Genomic DNA, 20,843 nt, shown 5'->3' on the forward strand with positions numbered 1-20,843 from the left:
CACTGTCCGAGAACCCCATGAGCACTCCACTGGTATTTATCGACGGCGACCAAGGCACCACCGGTTTGCAGATCCAGCAACGCCTGCACTCGCGCAGCGATCTGCAGCTGGTGACCCTGGCGCCTGAGCACCGCAAGGACCCGCAGCACCGCGCCGAGGCGATCAACGCCTGCGACATCGCCCTGCTGTGCCTGCCCGACGCCGCCGCGCGCGACGCCGTGGCCTCGATTGCAAACCCGGCGGTGCGCGTGATCGATGCCAGCTCGGCCCACCGCACGCATCCGGACTGGACCTACGGGTTCGCCGAAATGCACCCGCAACAGGCGCAGCGCATTGCCCGCTCGCGGCGGGTCAGCAACCCCGGCTGCTACCCCACTGGCGCCATTGCCCTGCTGCGTCCGCTGATCGAGGCCGGGCTGCTGCCCCGGGATTACCCGGTCACGATCAATGCGGTGTCGGGTTATTCCGGCCAGGGCCGGGCCGGCGTCGAGGCCTATGAAGGACCGAACGCGGCCCAGGCCACGCCGTTCCAGGTCTATGGCGTGCAACTGACCCACAAGCACGTGCCGGAGATCGAGCAACACAGCGGCCTCAGCCAGCGGCCACTGTTCGTGCCGGCCTACGGTGCGTTTCGCCAGGGCATTGTGCTGACCATCCCTCTGCAACTGCGGTTGCTGGCACCGGGGGTCGACGCCCGGCACTTGCAGGCCTGCCTGGATACCTACTACGCCGAGACACGCCACGTGCAGGTACTGCCCGCTGCCGAGGCGCAGGCCTTGACCCACCTCGATCCCCAGGCGCTGAACGGCACCGACGATGTGCGGCTGATGGTCTGCGGCGACGAACAGAGCGGCCAGGTGGTGCTGGCGGCGGTGTTCGACAACCTGGGCAAGGGCGCGGCTGGCGCGGCAGTGCAGAACCTGGACTTGATGCTGGGCGCCCTTTGATCGGCTCCGGCGTGCGCTTGTCGGCGCACGCCGGACGGGCAAAAAATACCCGCGTCATCGATCCGGCTGCTATTGTGCCGCGCTGTAAAAATCAGCCGCATGACTGTGAGGAAATGGACGTTGAGTAATGACGAAAAAATGACCGGGGATCTGTTCGAAGTCGATAAACGCCTGGCACTCAAGCCGGTGGTGGACTTCAACACCTATCTGCGTACAGCGTTCGGCAACGGCCCTTGCACCTGCAGCCGCTGCCTGGCCAGCGCCGGCGACGAAACCGGTTACGAGCACGCGCACAGCTTCAACTTCGACGGGCAGCAGGCCAACCGCCGCTTCGCCTCCACCGCCGGCAGCGACGTGTTGCAGGCCCTGAAGAAGGCCTGGTTGTCCTACACCAAGGCCGAGCTGGAAGTCAGCGGCGAACTGGCCCTGGACACGGTCAAGGAATTTGTCCAACCCGAGCTGCACAAGCGCCTCAAGCCCTTGTTCGTGGCCAGTGGCCTGGTCAAGGACGTGGATGGCAGCCTGCAGTTGCAGGCCCAGGCCGCCGCCTGATCCGCTTGGCATGGGCGGCGCCGTGACTCTGCGCCGCGAGGCGCAAAGCTGAGGCAAAAAAGGCCGATGCAGCGCCTGCTGCCAGCGCAGTCAGGGCTGCAACCCGCGCACGGCCTAGACCGGAGAAATGGTCGCCAGCATCCCGATCAGGATGGTTAAAGCCAGAAATCCACCGAGGAACATCGCCATCTTGAACATTGGGCATCCTAAATTATCAGTGCGGGTGACGGCGGCTGCGAGGCCGCGAAAGTTCGCGCTAGTGTGCGGCGATGGCTGTACTGATTACAGACGCAGATAGCCCGCAAAAATACGGATCAGATTGAAAAATACGGATCAGGCCGCAGACAAGCGCCGTCGATCAGCCAGGGAGCGATCAGCCACCGATGAAAATCTACCTCGACGATGAGCGCCAGACCCCCGAGGGCTGGGTGCGGACCTACTGGCCGGACGAAGTCATCGCGCTGCTCAAGGCCGGCGGCGTGACCGAGATCAGCCTCGACCATGACCTGGGGGATGATGAGCGGGGCACCGGCTACGACGTGATCCTGTGGATCGAGGAAGCTGTGGCCCTCGACGGTTTTTGCCCACCGCTGATTCACGTGCATTCCGCCAACGCCTCAGCCGTGGAAAAAATGCGGGCCGGCGTCGGCTCGATTCTGCGCCTGGCCAAACAGAACTGAAGGCCCGCGAGGTTTCCCCAATGCGCTACCGCTCATGAGCAGCATCCTGTATGGGTTCATCCATTGCTTCAGCCGCGCGGAAGACGCTCAAGCCCATAACCAGGCGGTGCTCGACCGTTTGCCGGTATCCGGCGCACGGCTGACCAGGCCGCTCTTCGCCCTGACGCCGAACGCACGAGGCCAGTGCTACTACGGCCATCTGCTGCATTTCGCCGCCTATTACAAGGACGCCTGGCGTTTCGAGGATGACTGGCTGGTTGAGTTCGAAAGCCTGCTGCAACAGCTGTTCTGGGACAGCGCCGAAGTGATCCACACCTACAGCGGCGAACGCCGCAGCTGGCAGTCGCCAGGCACCCAGGCGCACTCCGGCGCCTGCGCGCTAACCGTCCAGCACCGGCAACGGTTCGCCTCCTATCACCCGCCGGACGCGAGCTAAATAGCAGGCGGGCGCCTGCGAGCCTAGATGGGCCCCAGGCGCTGACGCAGAAAGGCCAAGGCGCCCTGGAACAAGGGATGCCACTGCGCAGACGGCTCACTGGCCAGGGGATGCCAAAAGAATCTGAATTCATGGCCACCGTCGTCTGCGGCAAAGTGCATCCAGGTGTCAGGCAGGTCAGGTGCAACCCGACACTGATGGAACGCCCAGCGCTGGCCGGTCTGGGGGGGCAACCCAGAGTCCCAGGTCAGCGATCACTTCGCCCTTTATCCCCGCCTCCTCGGCCAGCTCCCGGACCGCCGCGACAGCACTGGCTTCGCCCGGTTCGAGGCTGCCCTTGACCAGCTGCAAGCCCGCCAGGGGGTGGGCAAAGGCCAGGACCTGCAACGCCGCGGCATGCCGCAGCACCACGGGGCAGGCTTTATCTATTCGTGACATGCACACCTCAAGCCCGCGCCCCATCCCGATCCAGACCGCGCTGCACGAACCACGACAGCGGCAGCGTCAGCAGCAAGGTCGCCGCCAGCAGCATCACCGCATCCGGCACACCGGTCAGGTCGCCCAGCCTGCCAAACAGCACCGGTGCCAGCGCCCCGCCGCCGATGGTGCCGGTGTAGAAAATCGCGAACGCCTGCTCGCGCTTGCCGGCGCCCGCCAGGTCCGGCACCGCGCCGTACAGCACCGACGAGGTGCCATTGAGCGCCAGCCCGAGCAACGGCAGCATCAGCATCAGGCCAAACAGCGGCAGGTACACCGCGAGCACGATCAACAGCGCGGTGCTGAACTCGGTGAGCCACACGGTTTTCATCATGCCGATGCGCGCCCCCAGGTAACCGCACAGCAACTTGCCGAAGGCACCGCCGACAAACAGCAGGGTCAGCGCCAGCCCGATGCCCGCGGTGCCGGCGCCCTTGGCTTGCAGCAAAAATGGCAGGAAGGTCAGGAAACCCATGCGCACCGCACTGTCCAGGGTGCCGGTGAGAATCAGCGCCCGCAGCCCGCTGGCCGAGCCCTGGCCGACGACCGCCTTCGGCACCTTGGCCGCCATGGAGGACGTGGCCGCCCGGGACGGAATCAGCCACCACAACAGGCCGGCGGCAGCCAGGCCCAGCAGGCCCATCAGCGTGACGCTCGCGCGCCAGCTGAGCACCGTCAGCAACAGGCCGACCAGTCCCGGGATCAGGGTCTTGCCGATGTCGCCGGCGAAGTTGTATTGCGACAACGCTTCCTTGACTCCACCGCCCGCTTCATGAGTATCGGTGATCAGCGACGACGCCAGGGGGTGCTGGGTACTCGCCCCCAGCCCGCCCAGCAGCAAGGCCAGGAACAACACGCTCAAGCCCCCGGCCTGCCCCGCCAGCAGATAGGCCAGACCGGCCAGGGCCGTGCCGCCCACCAGCATCCGCTCACGGCCCCAACGTCGCGCCGCGCGACTGGCCAGCAACTGAAAGCCGGCCATCATCCCCGAGTAGGCACCGCGCAACAGCCCGACCTGGGCGAAGCTCAGGCCGAATTGCGCCTGCCAGATCGGTAGCAGGACATAGATCAGATCAGTGAGACCATCGTGCACCGCGTGGGCACCGCAGCCGGCGAACAATGAGCGGCGGCGCACCGCTGCATCCGTGGAGGGCGGCTCGCCGGCAGCGACCTGGGCTTGGGAATTATTCATGGCGGGGAAGCGCTGTATTGAAAGGGCTGCGGCATTAAATCAGTAAATATCGACCCTCGCCTAGATCGACCGATGGTCTTTGCTGGGCCTGCGCGCGGAGAAATAAAGCGCGCGGGTGGTTGATCTCTGCTGCCGTGTCTGCCAAGTTTCGGCCATGAATTTTCAACGCCCAGCTGTATACCGCCTGATTATTACCACCGCTGACCAGTCGGTGGGATAGCGCTTTAATCAGCACCAGACCCGCCTCCCCAGGCGGGTTTTTCATTCCTGCCTGGCCCGGCGTCCACCCCAGGAGAGCAAGCATGAGCAGCACCCAGCACCTGTTGCAGCAAACCATCGAAGCCGCCGACCGGGCGATCAACGCCGAAGACTTCGACGCCCTGATGGACTTCTACGCCGACGACGCCACCCTGGTGGTCAAGCCCGGCCTCAACGTCACCGGCAAAGAAGCTATCCGCCGGGCGTTTGTCGCCATCGCCGAGCACTTCAACCACAGCATCCACGTGACCCAGGGCCAGATGCAGGTGATAGAAGGCGGCGACGTGGCGCTGGTGATCATGGAAACCCTGCTGCACACCACCTACCCGGCAGGGGCCAGCAGCGAAATCACCCGGCGCGCCACCTATGTGTTCCGCCACATCGCGGGCCGGTGGCTGTGCGTGGTCGACAACTCCTACGGCACCGACCTGCTGGGCGGAGAAAGCAGCCCAAGCGACGCTCTCTGACTGAGGATTGTCGATACAGCTGCGCGGGCTGTCCACGTAGCTGTATCGGTAACTCAGTCAGTCGCAGCGTGCGGCCGACCTGATGCTCCCCTTAAACGATTGCAGCCACCGCCCCGGCGGGCTGCCCGCCTCGAGAGCATCTCGCTCCTGAATCGCCCATGTAAAGCGAGCTTTACATCCGCACAAAACTGCATAATCATGTAAAGGACGTTTTACATACAGGAGTACACGGATGAAACGCTACTACTACGAAATGGCCGCCTCCCTGGGCCTCTATGCGCTGGCATTGGTCAGTTCGCTGATCCTGCTGCGGCGCCCCGAGGACTTCAGCATGGCGCTGCGCATCATCATCACCCTGACCCCGGTGGTGCCGGCCGGGCTGATGTGCTGGGCGATCGTGCGCCAGTTGCGGCGCCTGGACGAAATGCACCTGCGGATCCAGTTCGAAGCCCTGGGCTTCGCCTTTGCCGCCTCCGCACTGCTGACCTTCAGCTATGGGTTTCTGGAAAATGTCGGTTTCCCGCACATCTCCTGGCTGTGGGTGTGGCCGGTAATGGGTGTGATGTGGATGGTAGGCCTGCGCCTCGCCAGCCATCGCTATCAATGAAAAACCAACTCAAGGAACTGCGCGCCGAGCGCAAGTGGTCACAGGCCGACCTGGCCGAACTGCTGGATGTCTCGCGGCAAACCATCAACTCCATCGAAAACGGCCGCTACGATCCGAGCCTGCCATTGGCGTTCCAGATTGCGCGGGTATTTCAGTTGCCGATCGAAACTATTTTCGATGATGGCTTTCAGAGTCAGGATTGATTTTGCCCGCGGGCCTAAACTGCCCACCGCTACAGGATCAACGCGCTCAACCTTTGTTGAGCGCACCTCGCCCCTGCAAGGACGCCACACCCCATGAAAACCCTCGCCAACCTGGCTTTCGATTACATCTGGCACCTGATGTTTACCGACGACGACTACCTCGACCCGGACTTCGCCATCCGCCTGCAGGAGTCCATGCCCGACTACTTCGCGATCATGTCCGACGCGGAAAAAGCCGCGCTGGCGCAAGTCGCCGAAGAAACCCAGGCACGCCTGCTCGCGCCCCCCGACGAACACGGCTATTCCCCACGCAGCCTGGTGACGGCCGATCAAAAGCAGTTTTTGCAGGACCTGATCTCCGGCGAGTTTTTTACCCAGTTCGATTGAACGCCATCAACGGTTGCGCCGTCCGGAATAGGCACCACGATCCATCGCAGGATAGTGAGCGGTTGCAAGGGACTGCGCAGCGTCACGGGCTCGGCAGCGGCTACGGGTCTTCTGTAGCCGCTGCCGTAGGCTTGATCCTCAGCGTTGCCCCGGATCCGCCTGCACCAGGTGCCGCCAAGGGAAGACATCCCGGGCGAAATGGCTGACATAGCCACCATGGGTCGCCTGTACCACCTGGAATTGCAGATTCGGCCGCAAGGCGTTGAGGGCCTGCAACTGCTCCAGGCTCAAGCAACTGTTGCGCAGCACCAGGACTCGCAGCACGTCGCAGACCGGGCTGGCAAATAATGCCTGATAGGACGAAAAGCGGGTCACCAGGCCATCCTCGCGCACGTCGGCCCAGGTACTTTGCAGTTCGGTGGATTCGGTGAAGTCGAGCAACCGCAGATTGGGCAGATTGCTTGAGGCTGCCAGGTTGTCGATGAATTGCTGGGTGTCGAAATTACCGCCGATCCGCAACGTCGCCAACTGCGGCAACGGCACCTGGAAAAAATCGCGGTTGGGCGAGTTGGGCAGCACCAGCTGGGTCAGGTTCGGCGCCTTGGCGCAAAAGCGCGCGACTTCGCCGCCCTCCTCCATGATGCTGCCGGCGCGCTGGATCAGTGACGCGTTATGGTGCTGCGGCTCGGTCGGGCTGATGACCAGGGAGCGCAACGCGGGAAAGCGCACATCGCTGTTGAGCAAGGACGTGAATTCCCATTCACGGGTGCCATTGGCGCCCGAGTCGGGGCCGGTGAAGGTCAGGGACACCAGGGTATCCGCCACCTCTTGTCGGCTCAGGCACTCCAGCGTCCAGAACAGGGGCTCGTCATACACCTCGCCATAAAACTCGACGTGCAGCCCTCCGTGCAGCGGGGCCAGGGCCAGGTATTGCAGGGTGCCGACGTAAAGCGGTGTGTCGTGGCGGGCAAAATCGGCCTCCAGTTCTTCGGCGGCAGCCACCGTGAATTGATGGATTCGCTGCTGCAATTGCAGAAGTTGCTGATAACCACGAGTCGCAAGCTGAGCTGACATTTTCAGGGCTCCTGTGTGATCGGTGACGGCCTTCGCCTCAGTACGCTTCGCCTTCGTCGCCCTCGACCCGGGCACCGAGGGCGCGGGCAATGTCCTTGGCCTTGATGATCAGTTCATCGTCATGCACAAACGAAATGCGCCCGCGGCGATAGTCGAGCAGGTACTCATCACCGCTCACCGGAGACCGCCAGGACGCCGCATCGGTCTCACCGAGAACGATGGTTTCACCGGTGCGCGGGTTGATTCCGACCAGTTGCTCCTGCAGCTCCAGCGAGGGGTCGGCGGCACATAGCGCGTGCCACTCTTGCAGACTGATCTCGCCCGCGTCGGCGGTTCTGAGGATATGAATTTCGTAGGCCATCGAGGGGTCGTCCTTGGGTCGGCGCGGGTGGGCGGAGAATAACTGGCGGCGACATTAGCAGAAAGCAGCCGCTCTGCGAGCCTCTGGCCCGCGCCCGCGAAGTCGACCAATGGTCAGCCAAACAGCGAAATAGCGAACGATTGCTAATTGCGTTATCGGGCAGCGAACGCATAAGATGAGAACGATTTTCAATAACAACCCCCTGGGGCAGGACCCGATCCACGATGCACACGAGAGACACCCTGAATTCCTCTGAAGTGGACCTGCTCTATCGCTCCCACCATTCCTGGCTCACGACCTGGTTGCGCCGTCGCGTCGGCTGCCATGCCAATGCCGCGGACCTGGCCCAGGACACCTTTGTGCGCCTGCTCAAGGCGAGCCATGCGCACCCGCTCAAGGAGCCCCGGGCGTACCTGAGCAGCATCGCTCGCGGGCTGATGATCGATCAGTACCGGCGCCGTGCCCTGGAGCAGGCCTACCTCGAAAGCCTGGCGCTGATGCCGCCCAGCGAAGCGCCGTCGGAAGAACAGCGCTGGGTGATCCTCGACACCCTGGAGCGTCTCGATCAACTGCTGATGCTGCTCAAGCCACGGGTGCGCCAGGTGTTCTTGCATGCCCAACTCGATGACATGAGCTGCAAGACCATCGCCGAGCACCTGGGCATCTCCCGCGCCACCGTCGAGCGCGACCTGGCCAAGGCCATGGCAACCTGCTACCGGTGGCGCTATGCACAGTCCTGAAATCACCCCGGGCCAGGCCCACGTCGAACAGGCCATCGAATGGCTGGTGCAACGGCGCTACAACCCACCCAGCGCCGAAACCGAACAAGGGTTCCAGCACTGGTTGCAGCAGCACCCGCATAACGCCCTGGCCTGGACCCAGGTCGAGGCCATGTGCGATGAGTTCAGCGGCCTGCCCCGCGACCTCAGCCGGCGTACCCTGGAAGGCACCCAGCGCCACCACACCAGCCACCACACCAGCCGCCGACACAGCCTCAAGCTGCTGGGCGTGCTGTGCGCCGTCGGCAGCCTGGGCTGGGTCGGACGCGAACAGCTCGGGCTGCCCTCGTTGCTGGCCGACCGTCACACCGCCACCGGCGAGCGCCGCACCTACCACACCGCCGACGGTGCAAAAATCCAGCTCAACACCGCCAGCGCCATCGACCTGCGCTTTGACAAACAGTTGCGCAACCTGAGCCTGGTCCAGGGCGAAGTGGCGATCGACACCGGCAAGGATCCGCGTCCGTTGCGGGTGATCACCCGCGACGGCATGCTCCAGGCCCTGAACGCCCACCTGCTGGTGCGCCAACGGGGCGAAGACACGGTACTCGCCGTGCGTCGCGGCGATGTGATGCTGTATGCCGCCAGCGGCCGCGCCCTACGCATAGCCGCCCCCGGCGAACAGTTGCTGCTCAGCGCCAGCGGCCAGGTGCGGCCGGCGATCACCCATGGCGATCCCTGGGGCTGGAGCGAAGGCGTGCTGAGCGTGCAGCAGATGCCACTGGGCGAGTTCATCGCCGAACTCTCGCGTTATCGCCCGGGCTTGCTGCGCTGCGCCGAAGAGGTCGCCAGGGTGAAGGTGTCCGGCACCTATCAACTGGCCGACACCGACCAGATCCTCGCCCTGATCGCGAAAACCCTGCCGGTCCGGGTCGACTACCGCACCCGCTATTGGGTCAGTGTTTCAGCGAGTTGAAATTTTTCACAGATAAATGAGGTACTTTCTCATTCGCGTTCGGCCTGTAGGAATAAAGGCAATTTTCGCCCCCTTCTTCCGCAGGAGTTCCGAATGATTCACCCAAGCGTTGCTCAACCCGACCCACTGCAGCGTGCCATTCGTGGCGCCCTGTTCGGCCTGGCCATGGCCAGCGCCGGCCTGCCCGCGCTGGCACGTGCCGAGCAACCCGCAACCGCGCAACAGGCCCGCACCTGGAACATCGCCCCCGGTCCCCTGGACCAGGCCCTGGAACAACTGGCGCGCCAGGGCGGGCTCAACCTGTCCTATGACGCCGCGAGCCTGCAAGGCAAACAGACCCGGGGCGTCAGCGGCGCCCACGACAGTGCCCAGGCGCTGTCGCTGCTGTTGCAGGGCAGTGGCGTGCAGATCCAGCAACAGTCGGCCAACAGCTTTATCCTCGTGCCGGCCACCACCAGCGGCGGCGCCCTGGAACTGGGCGCGACCACCATCTCCAGCGAGCTCCTGGGCGCCACCACCGAGCACTCCGGCTCCTACACCACCGGCGCCGTGACCATCGGCAAGATGCCGCAAACCCTGCGCCACACGCCGCAATCGGTATCGGTGCTGACCCGCCAGCGCCTGGACGACCAGAACATCACCAACCTGACGAGCATGATGGAGCAGACCCCGGGCATCGTCGTCGACTACACCGACAGCGAGCGGGTCACCTACTACTCGCGCGGCTACCAGATCGACGCCATCCAGTACGACGGCGCCACCGTGGTCCAGGGCAGCGGCGGCGGTTCGTTTATCCAGAGCGACTCGGCGATCATCGACCGCGCCGAAATCCTGCGCGGCGCCACCGGCATGCTGCGTGGCGCGGGCAACCCGTCGGGTACGGTGAACCTGGTGCGCAAGCGCCCCACTCGCGACTTCCAGGCCTCGGCCACGGTCACTGCCGGCTCCTGGGATGCGCAACGCTACGTCGCCGACCTCTCCGGCCCGCTCACCGACAACGGCGCAATCCGGGGACGGATGATTGCCGTGCACGACGACAAGGACTCGTTCCAGGACAGCCGCATGGAACGCAAGAACGTGTTCTACGGCGCCCTGGCCGCCGACCTCGACGAGCGCACCACCTTCACCACCGGCATCGAATACACCGAGCTTGAGGCCACGGGGTCCTGGGGCGGCCTGCCGGCCAACTTCGACGGCTCGCCGCTGAAGCTGTCGCGCAGCACTTACCTGGGCGCCGACTGGAACCGCTGGAACCGCAGCAACCTGCAGACCTTTGGCGAGCTGGAGCACAACTTCGACAACGACTGGACCCTCAAGCTGTCGGCCACCCGCACCCAGTTCGAGCTGGACGACAACGGCTTCAAGCAGACCTATTTCACCCGCGCCAGCACCACCAACCCCTACCTGATGAACTACCAGGTCACCGAAGGCGACGGCGGCGAAAGCCAGCAGACCAACCTCAGCGCCACCCTCAACGGCCCCTTCGAACTGCTGGGCCGCGAGCACGAACTGATGGTCGGTGTCGAACGCATCCGCAACGACTCCTATGCCTCGGCCACCAACTTCGTCACCTCCGGGGTCTTCGACATCCGCCAGTGGGACCCGAAAACCAGCCTGGCCGAGCCCTCGATCAATATCACCGCGCACCCGGTGCGCACCCGCACCACCCAGGAAGCGGCCCACGCCACCTGGCGCATTTCCCTGGCCGACCCGCTGACCGCAATCATCGGCGCGCGCCTGAACTGGTACGACTACGAGCAGGAAAACAACACCAAGAGTTCCGGCCAATACAGTGTCGATCAGCAAGTGGTGCCTTACGCGGCGCTGATCTACGACCTGAACCGGAACTTCAGCCTGTACGGCAGCTACACCGAAATCTTCAACCCGCAAAGCGCCACCGATGCCACCGGCTCAGTGCTCGAACCGGTCACCGGCGAAGCCTATGAAATGGGGCTCAAGGGCGAGTTCTACGGCGGCCGCCTGAACACCTCGCTCGCGGTGTTCCGCATCAACCAGGTGGGCAATGCCCTGGACGACCTGAGCAGCCCCAACCCCTGCCCGCCCAACTACACCGCCGGCTATTGCAAGGTCGCCGCCGGCAAGAACCGCAGCGACGGCGTCGAACTGGAAGTGTCCGGCGAAGTGCTGCCCGGCTGGCAGGTCAGCGGCGGCTACACCTACACCACCACCGAGTACCTCAAGGACACCGTCGGCAACACCGGTAACGTCCTGCGCTCCACCGACCCCAAGCGCCAGCTGAAGCTGTTCTCCAGCTACCGCCTGCCGGGGGAATACGCCGCCTGGACCGTCGGTGGCGGGGTCAGCGCACAAAGCGACATCTACTCGCGCAACGGCAGCGCCGAGGCCACTCAAAGCGGCTATGCGGTGTACAACGCGCTGCTGGGCTACCGCTTCAACGAGCAGTACTCGCTGCAACTCAACGCCAACAATATCTTCGACAAGCACTACTACAAGAAGGTGGCCGCGACCGCGACCGGTTACTACTACGGCGACCCGCGCAACGTCGCAGTGACCCTGCGCGGCACCTTCTAAAACCGTTGGCACCGGTGGCCGGACGCGAACCGCGTCTGCCGCCGGCCCATGGCCGCCGTGCCGAAAGCGGCCTCATCCCATCAGGATCAGGACCGCAGCACGATCCCTGGCACGCTGGCAGCCTCGCCTGCCGGCTCGGCCGTGGCCATCCGCTCGAACAGGTAACGCGCCGGTGGCTTGCCGAGGGCTTTGCGAAACATGGTGACAAAACCGCTCGCACTCTCGTAGCCAAGCTCCAGGGCCACGCTCTGCACGCTGTCGCCCCGGGTCAGGCGCTGCAAGGCCAGGATGATGTGCAACTGCCGGCGCCAGCGGCCGAAGCTCATGCCGACCTGCTGTATCAGCAGCCGGCTCATGCTGCGCTCGCTCAGGCCAATGCGCTTGGCCCAATCGCCGAGGGTCGCCTTGCAAGACGGGTCCGCCAGGAGCAGTTGCGCCAGCTGGCGCAGCCGCCGGTCCTGGGGCATCGGCAGGTGCAGGTCTTCGACCGGGGCCTCGCACAACTCGTCGAGCAAGGTGCCGATCAGGCGCGCCTCCCGGCCCTGGGTCGGATACAACTGGGGAAAGCCCGCGGCCTTGAGCAGCAACTCGCGCAGCAGCGGCGACACCGAGATCGTGCAGCAGGCCTGGGGCAGGCCGGCGACCGCAGCGGGCTCGACGAACAGGCAATAGCAGTGGGTCTCACCCGAGCCGCGTACCGAATGCTCCAGCCCGCCAGGGATCCAGACCGCGCAGTGCGGGGGCACGATCCACACCCCTCCGTCCACCTCGCACTTGAGCACGCCCCGCAGCGAATACAGCAACTGAGACTTGCGATGTCGATGGCTGGCGTGCTCCCAGTCCCTGGACACCAGGGACGCACTCAGCGCACTGACCGGGCGCGGGATGTTGTCCACGTCCCAGGACGGTGCCAGGTCAGGGGAAACCATGATGACCACGAACGAAGCACCTCATCTTGAGAACCATGGGTTTGGCCGAAGCGAAAAATATCGTGCGAGGGTTGCTCAATCTCGTCAAGCACCCGCGCCCGGCGCTTATCGAGCGCGCCAGTCACGCAGCAACTGGATGAAGTGCCGGGCCGCTTCCGAGAGCGGGCGATCGGTGGGTGTGGTCAAGCCTACCGGGGCCCGCAGCAGCGGGCTGGCAAACGGCAGCGCGCGGACCACGCCCAGGCGCAGGTCAAGGTCGACCACCCCGCGCTGCACGAACCAGACCGCGTCGTAATCCTGCAGGTAGACCCGGGAAAAGGTTTCGCTCAGGGATTCGAGCATCTGGAAGCCACTCGCGGCGCCGCTGGACAGCAGGAAATTATCCACGCTGATGCGCACCAGGGTGCCTTGGGGCGAGGCCAGCAGCACATAGGGCAGCAGGTCATCCAGCACCAGGTGTTCCCGTTTGGCCAGGGGATGGTCGTGGCGTACCACCAGCAGCAGGTCTTCTTCGTACAGCGCTTCAAAAGCCACGCCGAGCATGTCGCGACCAATCAGGCGCCCGACGATCAGGTCGATGTCATGGGTGCGCAACTTGCCCACCAGAAAATCGTAGACCCCGGACAGCACCTGGATCCGCACCTGGGGATAGCGCTCGCGCATCTGCGCCACCACCGGCGCCAGCATGTAGCCGGCCGCCGTGGGCAACGCCCCAACCCGCAGCAGTTGCGGGGTCTGGGTGTCGACCCGGGTCGGGTCCATGGCCTGGTTGAAACTGGCCAGAGTCTGCGCCGCGTGTTTATGGAAGGCCTCCCCGGCTTCGGTGAAGCGCACCCCCTTGCGCCCCCGCACCAGCAACTGCACCCCCAACTCCTGCTCGAGCTCCTTGAGGCTCTTGGACACGGCGGAAAGGGTGATGTGCAGCAGTTTCGAGGCGGTGACCAGGCTGCCGGAGCTGACCACGGCGGTAAAGACACGCAGATGACGCAGGTTGATCGAGGATTGGCTCACAGCGGGAACACACCTTTTTAGTCAACCCACAGGTTAATTAACAGCGGATTTTATATCAATTTAATCAACCAAATCTTTGATTTAGCATGCCTCCTGACTTCACCGACCGACCTTGCGAGGACCCGTTCCATGACCCACCCCGAGCCGCGACTAGGCGCCTCCAGCGCGTCCCTGCCCAGCCTCAGCCCCGAGGCGCTGGCAGACGAACTGGCCCGCCTGGGTTACCAGGGGGTCGAGTGGCGCGTGGCAGATACCCGCCCGCTCGACCCGAGCCAACCCTGGAACGCCCGCAGCAACAACCGCTGCACCATCGCTCCCAACGCTGCGGCGATCGAGGGCATCCAGCGCCATTGCCTGGCCCTGGGCCTCAAGGTGTTTGGCCTCAGCCCTTACCTGACCGTGGGCGACCTTGACCAGACCCTGCGCATGATCGACCTCGCCGCCCTCGCCGATCAGGCCCGGATTCGGCTGTGGGCCCCCGGCTATGAAGGCGAACGCTACCCCGAGGCCTACGCCCGGATGCGCCGCTTCCTCGACCAGATCCTGCCGCGGGCCCAGGCCCAGGGCGTGCGCCTGGTGCTGGAGGTGCATCAGCGCACCATCTGCTCCAGCCCATCCCTGGCCATGCGCGTGGCCGAACACTACCCGCACCAGCACCTGGGCATCATTTATGACATCGGCAACCTGGCCATCGAGGGCCGCGAGGATGTGCAGTTGTCCCTGGACCTGATGGGCCCGCACCTGGCCCATGTCCAGATCAAAAACGTCGCCTACCGCCCCCTCGGCCCGGGCCAGGGCTGGCAGTGGGACTGGTGCCCACCCGACGCCGGGGTGCTGCCGCTGCAGGCGATGCTCGCCACCCTGCGCGCCAGTGGCTTCAGCGACTGGGTGTCGATCGAGGACTTTTCAAGCACCTACAGCGACCTGCAGAAACTGTCGCGCAACCGGGCCCTGGTCCGGCACTACATGGGGCTCGACAACGAGCCCGCCGTCTCTTCCCGCCACGAGGCCATCAGCCAATGAACAGTCCCCACACCCACCGCCGCGTGGCCCTGGTCACCGGTGCCGCCGGCGAACTGGGCCGCGCCATTTGCACGCGCCTGTGCCGCGACGGCCTGGACCTGGTCGCCGTGGACCTGAACCTGGATGCCGCCCAAGGGCTGCTGCGAACCCTGCACCTGGAGCCGGGCCAGAGCGCCCTGGCGATTCAGGCCGACCTCGGCGATGAGTCGTCGATCGTCGCCATGGTCGCCCAGGCCGGTGCCGCCTTCGGTCGCATCGATGTGGTGGTAAACAATGCGGCGGTCAACCACCGGGGCTCGATCTACGACTTCGACGTCGCCCAGTGGGACCACATGCTGGCGGTGAACCTGCGCGGCCCGGCCCTGCTGTGCCAGAAGGTCGCGCCGTACTGGCAGGCCCAGGCCAGCGGCCGGGTGATCAATATCGTCTCGCGCTGCTGGGTCGCCGGCGGCCCGCCCGCCTACGTCGCGTGCAAGGCTGGGCTGGTGGGCCTGACCCGCTCCATGGCCAGGGAGCTGGCGCCGCACAACGTGACGGTCAATGCCATCGCCCCGGGGCTGTTGCCCTCGGCCTTTACCCTCGATGGGCGCGATGCCGAGAGCTTCCAGCGCATGGCCGACAGCTCCATCGGCGACACCCCGCTCAAGCGCCTGACCACCCCCGAGGATATCGCCAACACCACCTCGTTCCTGGCTTCCAGCGACGCTGCGTTCATTACCGCCGAAGTCATTCACGTCTGCGGCGGCAGCCAGCTGGCGCCCTTCGGCACCCGCTGAGCAGCACTTGGTTCAACCACCACAATCACAATAAAGGTTGCTTATGAATACCCCTCAACCCGACAACCGGAGCATGGCCCGCCGGGCCGCCTTCGGCAGTTTTCTCGGCAGCGTGGTCGAGTATTACGACTTCTTCATTTACGGCTCGGCGGCGGCGCTGGTCTTCAACAAAATCTTCTTCCCGTCCGATGACCCCATGGCCGGCACCCTGGCGGCCCTTGCCACCTTTGGCGTCGGCTACATCGCCCGGCCCGTCGGCGCGCTGCTGTTCGGGCACCTGGGGGATCGCCTCGGGCGCAAGCAGGTGCTGATGATGACCCTGTTGTTGATGGGCCTGGCGACCTTCACCATCGGCCTGCTGCCGACCCACGCCAGCATCGGCGCCTGGGCCCCGGCGTTGCTGGTGCTGTGCCGGCTGCTGCAAGGCCTGTCCGCCGGAGGCGAACAGGTGGGGGCCAGCCTGCTGACCATGGAACACGCACCCGGCAAGAACAAGGCGTTCTACACCAGTTGGTTGATCAACGGCGCCTCCATGGGCTCGATCCTCGCCACGTCGGTGTTTATCCCGCTGTCGATGCTGTCTGAAGAACAGCTGCTGGCCTGGGGATGGCGCATCCCGTTCCTGCTGAGCGCGGTGATGGTGGCGATTACCTGGATCATCCGCCGTGGGGTGGATGAGAGCCCCGAGTTCATGGCGAAAAAACACGACGCTTCGCAGATTCCGGTGCTGGAGATGTTCAGCAAGGAATGGCGCGCCTTTGTCGTGGTGTTCTGTTGCGCCCTGATCTGCTCGGTGTCGTCGCTGGTGATTATCTTCGGCCTGTCCTGGGCCACCAATAACCAGCAGGTGGACCGCGCGTCCATGCTCTCGGCGATTGCCGCCAGCCAGGTCGTGGCCCTGGTCTGCCAACCGCTGTTCGGCCTGCTGGCGGACCGGATCGGCAAGAAGCGCATTTTCGCCGCGGGGTCCCTGGCCTGCTGCGCCGGAGTGTTCCTGTTCCTGTGGTCGATCACCACCGGCCAGATCGGGCTGATCATCTTCAGCACCGTGCTGCTCAAGGGGATCGTCTACAGCGCCCCCAATGCCCTGTGGCCGTCCTTCTACGCGGAGATGTTCAGCATTCGCGTGCGCTACACCGGCGTCGGCCTGGCCACCCAGTTGAGCTTTATCGTCGCCGGCTTCTCGCCAAGCGTGTGTTATGCGCTGCTCGGGGACGGCCATGCCTGGCTGCCCGTGGGCTGCTTCATCGGTGGCCTGGCCCTGGTGGCCGCGATCGCTGCCCTGCTTTCACGCCCGGCCAGCGAACCTGCCGCCGAGCGCCCGCACGCAGCGCTCGCCCAGCGCGCCTGATCCCCTACCTGCGGGTACTGCGCGATTGCCGTGCCCGCCCCACCTCGGAGACACCGCCATGCCCTTTGCCCTGATCGCCCACGACTATGACGATGCCCTGGAACGCCGCATGGCCTGCCGCGAACAGCATCTGCAGCGCCTGCAACAGCTCGCCGACCAGGGCCGACTGCTTGGCGGCGGCGTACTGCTGGACCCCCAAGGCAAAATGATCGGCTCCAACGTGCACCTGGGTTTTGCCCGGCGCGCGGAACTGGACCAATGGCTTGAGGACGAGCCCTACATCACGCAACGGGTCTGGGAAACCGTGGAAATCCTCGAGATCAGGCTGCTGAATCTGCCGCCCCGGGCTTAAGCGGGAAGCGCTCGGGCGGCAGGCCCTGGCCAATGTCGGCAAGCCGCTGCCACCTGCTCGCCCAGCGCCCAGGCCACGCCATTGCCGGGCAAGGCTGCGCCGCCATGGCCCGAGTTTTGCTGAGTTCCACGGATACCAACCAGGGAGCACCACCATGATCGGAAGCAGTTCATTTTCATTGCCGGCTGTCGACGCCCTCAGAAAGTCGCTGGAAAACGGCACTCTCAAGGCCGGCAGGATCGAGGTCGCCAACGCCACGCCGCAACTCCAGGCCCAACTCGACGCCAGCTTTCTCGACAGCCAGAAAGCCACGGCCGAGATGACCGCCCGTTACCGCGCCAACCCCAGCTGGGCGACCTTCGATCCCAGCAGCAACAAGGTCGAACTGCCCGACGTGCAGTCCCTCGGCAAAAGCGACGCCACCCATATCGCCAACGGCTTGCAGTACCTGCTGGAGATCGGGCGCCTGGAGGGCAAGACCCTGAGCGCGAAAAACGGCGATCTGGCGACGGACAGCCTGGCGCAGTATCAGGACTGGCTGCAGGCCCGGATCGGCGTCAACGCCCAGGCCTGATCGCCTTAGAACCGGGCTTGCAGCCCCACCCGCAGGGTGCGTCCGGGCGCCGGCATGAAACTTTGCGCCAGCGGGTCCAGGTAATAGCGGTCGGTCAGGTTTTGCAGCGAGACATTGAGCTGGGCGTGCTCCTGCAACTTGTAGTTGAGGAACAGATCGAACAGCGCCACTTCGCGGTAGTTCAGCTGTGGCGTGGTGGCGCCGGTCTGCCACGGTTTGTCGGCGGTCACCGTGGGCCCCGAGGTGTAAGTGATGCGGGTGCCCAGGGTCAGGCTCTGGTCGAAGAAGCGCAGGCCGGTGGTCAGGTTGCCGGCGAAGCGCGGCGGGTTCTGGGTGTTGGTGTAGGAGCCCATGAAACTGCCCGGGGTGCAGTTCGGCGTGTCGCTGGTTTTCTGGTAGGGGTTAGCGGTGGCGCGCAGGGTGGCGGCGAAGGCCGCGTCGCAGGTTTCGGTCTTCAGGTAGTAGGTGGATGACAGGTCGGCAAATACCCGGCCGGCGTCGTAGTGGGTCTGCAGTTCCAGGCCGCTGGTTTTATAGCTGTCGGTGTTGCTGAAGCGCATCAGGCCCCACAGGCCCGGGCTCGGGTCGTAGTAGCGGGTGATGTAGTTCTTGATGCTGTTGTTGAAGTAGGCCAGCTTGATCGCCGCCGAGTCGTCATCGAACAGCAAGCCTTTTTGCAGGGTGCTGGCACCGATCTCCCAGTTGCTCGAGCGCTCGGGTTTCAGGCCCTTGCCGGGGGTCGTCTGCTGCACGCCGTGACCGGTTTCGAACAACGAAGGCATGCGAATACCCTGGGTGTAGGAGGCATAGACGAAGGTGTCCGGCAGCACTTCGATGTTGATGCCGAAGGCCGGGGCAAAGGCGCCGCCGCTGTTGCTGTCCTTGCCGGAATAGTTATAACCGCTGACCACGCTGCCCACTTGAGCGTCGCCGACGTCGGTATCGGTCGCGCCGTATTGGTTATAGGGCGTGCCCTCGAACGGGTAGTTGGTGTTGTTGAAGACGATCCCGTTGTTCAGGCGAGGGTCGGTGGCGTCGGTGTACAGGCCGTTCTGGTCCGGGAACCACATCAGGTAGCCATAGTCACCGGGCTTGTTGACCGTCACGTACTTGTGCTCGCGTACCTCCTTGCGCGCCGTCGCCTGGGCGACCTGATCCTTGCTGCGAAAATGGGTGTATCGCCCGCCCCCCCACAGTGTCAGTTGGTCCAGTGGCTTGTACTCCAGCTTGCCGTTGAAGCTGAACTCCTGCCGGGAACCCTCGCGCAAGCTGCGGTTGGCGTTGATATCGTCCTGGGTGGTGAGCACGCCCTTCTGCGGGCGCAGCTCCTCCAGCTGGAACGAGCCGCCCAGGTCCAGTTTCAAGTCGCCATAACCGGTCTCGAACCGCGAGGTGTTGGCCAGGCCACCGCCCGTGCGGCGGTTGGCCTGGCGGCTCCAGGCGCGGTCGGTACGAAAGGCCTGGGAGGCCGGTGCCGACCATGAGGTCAACTGGCTGGTTTGCGCGTCGGTCATCCACAGGTCGGCAGTCAGGTCCACCAACGGGTTGCCCGAGGGCAGGTAGTTGTAGCGCGCGGTGTAGGTGTCGATCTTGGTATGGCCCAGGGGGTACTGATAAATGCCGCCGGTGCCGAAGCGGAAAATATCCGAAGGCATGATCTCGCCGATGCGTCCGTCATAGCGGCGATAACCGAAATCGAAGGTGTGGTCGTCCGCCGGGCGGATCGTGGTCTTGAGCAGGAACGACTCGGTCTCGGCCGACGAGTTCAGCACCTCTTCGCCAGCGTTGTAGGTGGTGGCCACGCTGGTTTCTTCCTGGTCATAACGGTCAAAGGTGCGGTAGCGGTCCTGGCCCTTTTTGCCGGAGAAATAGTTGCCCTGCTTGCGGTGGGCATAGGCTGCCACCACGTCGAACCGTTCATGGGAATAGGCGAACGCGGCGCTGCCGGCCTGCGCCTCGGAGCCAAACAGGCCGCCCCGGCTCTGGTGCGGTTCCGAGTACAGGTCTTCGGTCCGGGAGTGCGGGTCACGGGAGGCCGGGGCCACGCCGTTGTTCCAGACGTCGCCCTTGAGGCGCAGGCCGATGTTCTGGCCGTCCTTGAGGATGTCGCCGACGCCCAGGGTGCGCATCTTCACCGTGCCGCCGATGGCGCTGGAGGTCAGGCTCGGGCCCTTGTCGATGCTGATGTCGCTGATCATGTCCGGGTCGATGTAGCTGCGCTGCTGGGTGCCGGCATAACCGCGATACACATCCAGCGCCTGCTGCGAACCGTCCACCGTCACCGCCACCCGGCTCTGGCCCTGGATCCCGCGGATATTCACATCCAGGCCGCCGCCATTGCGGCTGTCGCCCACCTGGACCCCGGGCTGGCCCTTGAGCACATCCCCCACCGAGACCACACCAAAGCGCTGCATGTCTTCGCCGGAGATGTACACCGACGAGCGCGGCGCCCGGTAGACCTCGGCCTGCTCGGGGTTTTCACCCTTGACCTGCTGCGCCGGCAGCACCACCGCGCCCTGCCCCTGGCCAACGCGCAAGGCATAGCCGCCATCGGCCTGGCGCTGATAGCTCAGGCCAGTCCCGCTCAACAGTTGGGTCAAGCCCGCCTCCGGGTTGAAATCCCCGTGCAGCCCGGGGCTGGTCTTGCCCGCCGTGAGCAGCGCGCTGCCGGCCATGCTGATGCCGGCCTCGGCGCCAAACCGCGACAACACCTGATCCAGCGGGCCGGCCTCGATGCTGTAGTGCTGGCGCTCGGCAGCGGCGAACGCCGCCACGCTGTACAGCGGCTGCACACTGAGGAAAAGCACGCCAAGGGTGTGAGTGCACAAGGCACGGGCGGGGAAAATCATGCAGGGCTCCTAGGGGTCGAGACCCACCTGTTACGGTGGGTAATACCTAAAGGCCAAAGCACATCTGAAAAACTATCGTCCCGACGAAA

23 protein-coding genes and 1 pseudogene are annotated in these 20,843 nt (G+C 64.7%); 16 read left to right on the forward strand and 8 right to left on the reverse strand.

Annotated elements, in window-relative coordinates:
- The first annotated feature begins 17 nt into the window (after positions 1–17).
- The 4 genes from argC (at position 18) to AC19YX_RS04475 (ending at position 2,615) form a co-directional block, all read left to right on the forward strand.
- Positions 18–947 (forward strand): N-acetyl-gamma-glutamyl-phosphate reductase, encoded by a 930-nt coding sequence (argC, locus tag AC19YX_RS04460; protein WP_500605750.1) that lies wholly within the window; start codon positions 18–20, stop codon positions 945–947.
- Positions 948–1,067: 120 nt separating this feature from the next.
- The gene (locus AC19YX_RS04465) at positions 1,068–1,499 is read left to right on the forward strand and encodes a hypothetical protein (RefSeq protein ID WP_078472600.1); all 432 of its coding nucleotides are present in this window, start codon (positions 1,068–1,070) and stop codon (positions 1,497–1,499) included.
- 383 nt (positions 1,500–1,882) lie between these two features.
- Positions 1,883–2,179 carry a cyclic-phosphate processing receiver domain-containing protein gene (locus AC19YX_RS04470; protein WP_078472601.1) on the forward strand — a complete coding sequence of 99 codons (297 nt, stop codon included), beginning with the start codon at positions 1,883–1,885 and terminating at the stop codon, positions 2,177–2,179.
- A gap of 34 nt (positions 2,180–2,213) precedes the next feature.
- Complete coding sequence (locus AC19YX_RS04475; RefSeq protein WP_078472602.1) at positions 2,214–2,615, forward strand: hypothetical protein; 402 nt, start codon at positions 2,214–2,216, stop codon at positions 2,613–2,615.
- 23 nt (positions 2,616–2,638) lie between these two features.
- On the opposite strand, the pseudogene AC19YX_RS04480 reads toward AC19YX_RS04475, so the two are convergent.
- The 3 genes and pseudogenes from AC19YX_RS04480 to AC19YX_RS04490 form a co-directional block, all read right to left on the reverse strand.
- Positions 2,639–3,053: pseudogene (locus AC19YX_RS04480) on the reverse strand (NUDIX hydrolase).
- Positions 3,054–3,060: 7 nt separating this feature from the next.
- Positions 3,061–4,284 carry an MFS transporter gene (locus tag AC19YX_RS04485; protein WP_500605751.1) on the reverse strand — a complete coding sequence of 408 codons (1,224 nt, stop codon included), beginning with the start codon at positions 4,282–4,284 and terminating at the stop codon, positions 3,061–3,063.
- Between the two features lie 34 nt (positions 4,285–4,318).
- Positions 4,319–4,588, reverse strand: a complete 270-nt coding sequence (locus AC19YX_RS04490) for a hypothetical protein (protein WP_500605752.1) — start codon at positions 4,586–4,588, stop codon at positions 4,319–4,321.
- Between AC19YX_RS04490 and AC19YX_RS04495 the strand changes: the two genes are divergently transcribed.
- The 4 genes from AC19YX_RS04495 to AC19YX_RS04510 all read left to right on the forward strand — a co-directional run bounded on the left by AC19YX_RS04495 (position 4,587) and on the right by AC19YX_RS04510 (position 6,206).
- Positions 4,587–5,009 carry a YybH family protein gene (locus AC19YX_RS04495; protein WP_500605753.1) on the forward strand — a complete coding sequence of 141 codons (423 nt, stop codon included), beginning with the start codon at positions 4,587–4,589 and terminating at the stop codon, positions 5,007–5,009. The genes AC19YX_RS04490 and AC19YX_RS04495 overlap by 2 nt on opposite strands.
- A gap of 232 nt (positions 5,010–5,241) precedes the next feature.
- A complete protein-coding gene (locus AC19YX_RS04500; RefSeq protein WP_078472606.1) occupies positions 5,242–5,616 on the forward strand; it encodes a hypothetical protein in 375 nt (124 codons plus the stop codon).
- Positions 5,613–5,819 (forward strand): helix-turn-helix transcriptional regulator, encoded by a 207-nt coding sequence (locus AC19YX_RS04505; RefSeq protein ID WP_078472607.1) that lies wholly within the window; start codon positions 5,613–5,615, stop codon positions 5,817–5,819. Before AC19YX_RS04500 ends, AC19YX_RS04505 begins: the two co-directional genes overlap by 4 nt.
- A gap of 93 nt (positions 5,820–5,912) precedes the next feature.
- A complete protein-coding gene (locus tag AC19YX_RS04510; protein ID WP_020298197.1) occupies positions 5,913–6,206 on the forward strand; it encodes a hypothetical protein in 294 nt (97 codons plus the stop codon).
- Positions 6,207–6,344: 138 nt separating this feature from the next.
- On the opposite strand, the gene AC19YX_RS04515 is transcribed toward AC19YX_RS04510, so the two are convergent.
- The gene (locus tag AC19YX_RS04515; RefSeq protein ID WP_078472608.1) at positions 6,345–7,280 is read right to left on the reverse strand and encodes a hypothetical protein; all 936 of its coding nucleotides are present in this window, start codon (positions 7,278–7,280) and stop codon (positions 6,345–6,347) included.
- A gap of 37 nt (positions 7,281–7,317) precedes the next feature.
- A complete protein-coding gene (locus AC19YX_RS04520; protein WP_500605754.1) occupies positions 7,318–7,641 on the reverse strand; it encodes a hypothetical protein in 324 nt (107 codons plus the stop codon).
- A 224-nt stretch (positions 7,642–7,865) separates the two neighbouring features.
- Here AC19YX_RS04520 and AC19YX_RS04525 point away from each other — a divergent pair, with 224 nt between their 5' ends.
- The 3 genes from AC19YX_RS04525 (at position 7,866) to AC19YX_RS04535 (ending at position 11,889) form a co-directional block, all read left to right on the forward strand.
- Entirely contained in the window at positions 7,866–8,381 is a 516-nt protein-coding gene (locus AC19YX_RS04525) for a sigma-70 family RNA polymerase sigma factor (RefSeq protein ID WP_078472610.1), read from the forward strand.
- A complete protein-coding gene (locus AC19YX_RS04530) occupies positions 8,368–9,336 on the forward strand; it encodes a FecR domain-containing protein (protein ID WP_201130495.1) in 969 nt (322 codons plus the stop codon). Before AC19YX_RS04525 ends, AC19YX_RS04530 begins: the two co-directional genes overlap by 14 nt.
- 93 nt (positions 9,337–9,429) lie before the next feature.
- On the forward strand, positions 9,430–11,889 hold the full coding sequence (locus AC19YX_RS04535) for a TonB-dependent siderophore receptor (RefSeq protein WP_500605755.1): 2,460 nt from the start codon (positions 9,430–9,432) through the stop codon (positions 11,887–11,889).
- 86 nt (positions 11,890–11,975) lie between these two features.
- On the opposite strand, the gene AC19YX_RS04540 is transcribed toward AC19YX_RS04535, so the two are convergent.
- Positions 11,976–12,818: an AraC family transcriptional regulator gene (locus AC19YX_RS04540; protein ID WP_500605756.1), complete on the reverse strand. Its 843-nt coding sequence runs from the start codon at positions 12,816–12,818 to the stop codon at positions 11,976–11,978.
- 105 nt (positions 12,819–12,923) lie between these two features.
- Complete coding sequence (locus tag AC19YX_RS04545) at positions 12,924–13,829, reverse strand: LysR substrate-binding domain-containing protein (protein WP_500605757.1); 906 nt, start codon at positions 13,827–13,829, stop codon at positions 12,924–12,926.
- Positions 13,830–13,958: 129 nt separating this feature from the next.
- Here AC19YX_RS04545 and AC19YX_RS04550 point away from each other — a divergent pair, with 129 nt between their 5' ends.
- From AC19YX_RS04550 to AC19YX_RS04570, 5 genes are all read left to right on the forward strand, one after another.
- The gene (locus AC19YX_RS04550) at positions 13,959–14,852 is read left to right on the forward strand and encodes a sugar phosphate isomerase/epimerase family protein (protein WP_500605758.1); all 894 of its coding nucleotides are present in this window, start codon (positions 13,959–13,961) and stop codon (positions 14,850–14,852) included.
- A complete protein-coding gene (locus AC19YX_RS04555; protein WP_500605759.1) occupies positions 14,849–15,628 on the forward strand; it encodes an SDR family NAD(P)-dependent oxidoreductase in 780 nt (259 codons plus the stop codon). Before AC19YX_RS04550 ends, AC19YX_RS04555 begins: the two co-directional genes overlap by 4 nt.
- Before the next feature lie 43 nt (positions 15,629–15,671).
- The gene (locus tag AC19YX_RS04560; RefSeq protein ID WP_500605760.1) at positions 15,672–16,979 is read left to right on the forward strand and encodes an MFS transporter; all 1,308 of its coding nucleotides are present in this window, start codon (positions 15,672–15,674) and stop codon (positions 16,977–16,979) included.
- Positions 16,980–17,037: 58 nt separating this feature from the next.
- Entirely contained in the window at positions 17,038–17,331 is a 294-nt protein-coding gene (locus AC19YX_RS04565) for a YciI family protein (protein ID WP_078472616.1), read from the forward strand.
- A gap of 154 nt (positions 17,332–17,485) precedes the next feature.
- Entirely contained in the window at positions 17,486–17,905 is a 420-nt protein-coding gene (locus AC19YX_RS04570) for a hypothetical protein (RefSeq protein WP_078472617.1), read from the forward strand.
- Positions 17,906–17,910: 5 nt separating this feature from the next.
- On the opposite strand, the gene AC19YX_RS04575 is transcribed toward AC19YX_RS04570, so the two are convergent.
- Entirely contained in the window at positions 17,911–20,754 is a 2,844-nt protein-coding gene (locus tag AC19YX_RS04575; protein WP_201130490.1) for a TonB-dependent receptor, read from the reverse strand.
- Positions 20,755–20,843 lie beyond the last annotated feature (89 nt).

The organism is Pseudomonas sp. MF09150, assembly GCF_059862355.1.

Excerpts from the sequence above, each read along its gene's own strand:
- argC (WP_500605750.1), top strand. The coding sequence starts at position 18 with ATGAGCACTCCACTGGTATTTATCGACGGCGACCAAGGCACCACCGGT.
- AC19YX_RS04470 (WP_078472601.1), top strand. The coding sequence starts at position 1,883 with ATGAAAATCTACCTCGACGATGAGCGCCAGACCCCCGAGGGCTGGGTG.
- AC19YX_RS04475 (WP_078472602.1), top strand. The coding sequence starts at position 2,214 with ATGAGCAGCATCCTGTATGGGTTCATCCATTGCTTCAGCCGCGCGGAA.
- AC19YX_RS04485 (WP_500605751.1), bottom strand. The coding sequence starts at position 4,284 with ATGAATAATTCCCAAGCCCAGGTCGCTGCCGGCGAGCCGCCCTCCACG.
- AC19YX_RS04495 (WP_500605753.1), top strand. The coding sequence starts at position 4,587 with ATGAGCAGCACCCAGCACCTGTTGCAGCAAACCATCGAAGCCGCCGAC.
- AC19YX_RS04490 (WP_500605752.1), bottom strand. The coding sequence starts at position 4,588 with ATGCTTGCTCTCCTGGGGTGGACGCCGGGCCAGGCAGGAATGAAAAAC.
- AC19YX_RS04500 (WP_078472606.1), top strand. The coding sequence starts at position 5,242 with ATGAAACGCTACTACTACGAAATGGCCGCCTCCCTGGGCCTCTATGCG.
- AC19YX_RS04505 (WP_078472607.1), top strand. The coding sequence starts at position 5,613 with ATGAAAAACCAACTCAAGGAACTGCGCGCCGAGCGCAAGTGGTCACAG.
- AC19YX_RS04510 (WP_020298197.1), top strand. The coding sequence starts at position 5,913 with ATGAAAACCCTCGCCAACCTGGCTTTCGATTACATCTGGCACCTGATG.
- AC19YX_RS04515 (WP_078472608.1), bottom strand. The coding sequence starts at position 7,280 with ATGTCAGCTCAGCTTGCGACTCGTGGTTATCAGCAACTTCTGCAATTG.
- AC19YX_RS04520 (WP_500605754.1), bottom strand. The coding sequence starts at position 7,641 with ATGGCCTACGAAATTCATATCCTCAGAACCGCCGACGCGGGCGAGATC.
- AC19YX_RS04525 (WP_078472610.1), top strand. The coding sequence starts at position 7,866 with ATGCACACGAGAGACACCCTGAATTCCTCTGAAGTGGACCTGCTCTAT.
- AC19YX_RS04530 (WP_201130495.1), top strand. The coding sequence starts at position 8,368 with ATGCACAGTCCTGAAATCACCCCGGGCCAGGCCCACGTCGAACAGGCC.
- AC19YX_RS04535 (WP_500605755.1), top strand. The coding sequence starts at position 9,430 with ATGATTCACCCAAGCGTTGCTCAACCCGACCCACTGCAGCGTGCCATT.
- AC19YX_RS04540 (WP_500605756.1), bottom strand. The coding sequence starts at position 12,818 with ATGGTTTCCCCTGACCTGGCACCGTCCTGGGACGTGGACAACATCCCG.
- AC19YX_RS04550 (WP_500605758.1), top strand. The coding sequence starts at position 13,959 with ATGACCCACCCCGAGCCGCGACTAGGCGCCTCCAGCGCGTCCCTGCCC.
- AC19YX_RS04555 (WP_500605759.1), top strand. The coding sequence starts at position 14,849 with ATGAACAGTCCCCACACCCACCGCCGCGTGGCCCTGGTCACCGGTGCC.
- AC19YX_RS04560 (WP_500605760.1), top strand. The coding sequence starts at position 15,672 with ATGAATACCCCTCAACCCGACAACCGGAGCATGGCCCGCCGGGCCGCC.
- AC19YX_RS04565 (WP_078472616.1), top strand. The coding sequence starts at position 17,038 with ATGCCCTTTGCCCTGATCGCCCACGACTATGACGATGCCCTGGAACGC.
- AC19YX_RS04570 (WP_078472617.1), top strand. The coding sequence starts at position 17,486 with ATGATCGGAAGCAGTTCATTTTCATTGCCGGCTGTCGACGCCCTCAGA.
- AC19YX_RS04575 (WP_201130490.1), bottom strand. The coding sequence starts at position 20,754 with ATGATTTTCCCCGCCCGTGCCTTGTGCACTCACACCCTTGGCGTGCTT.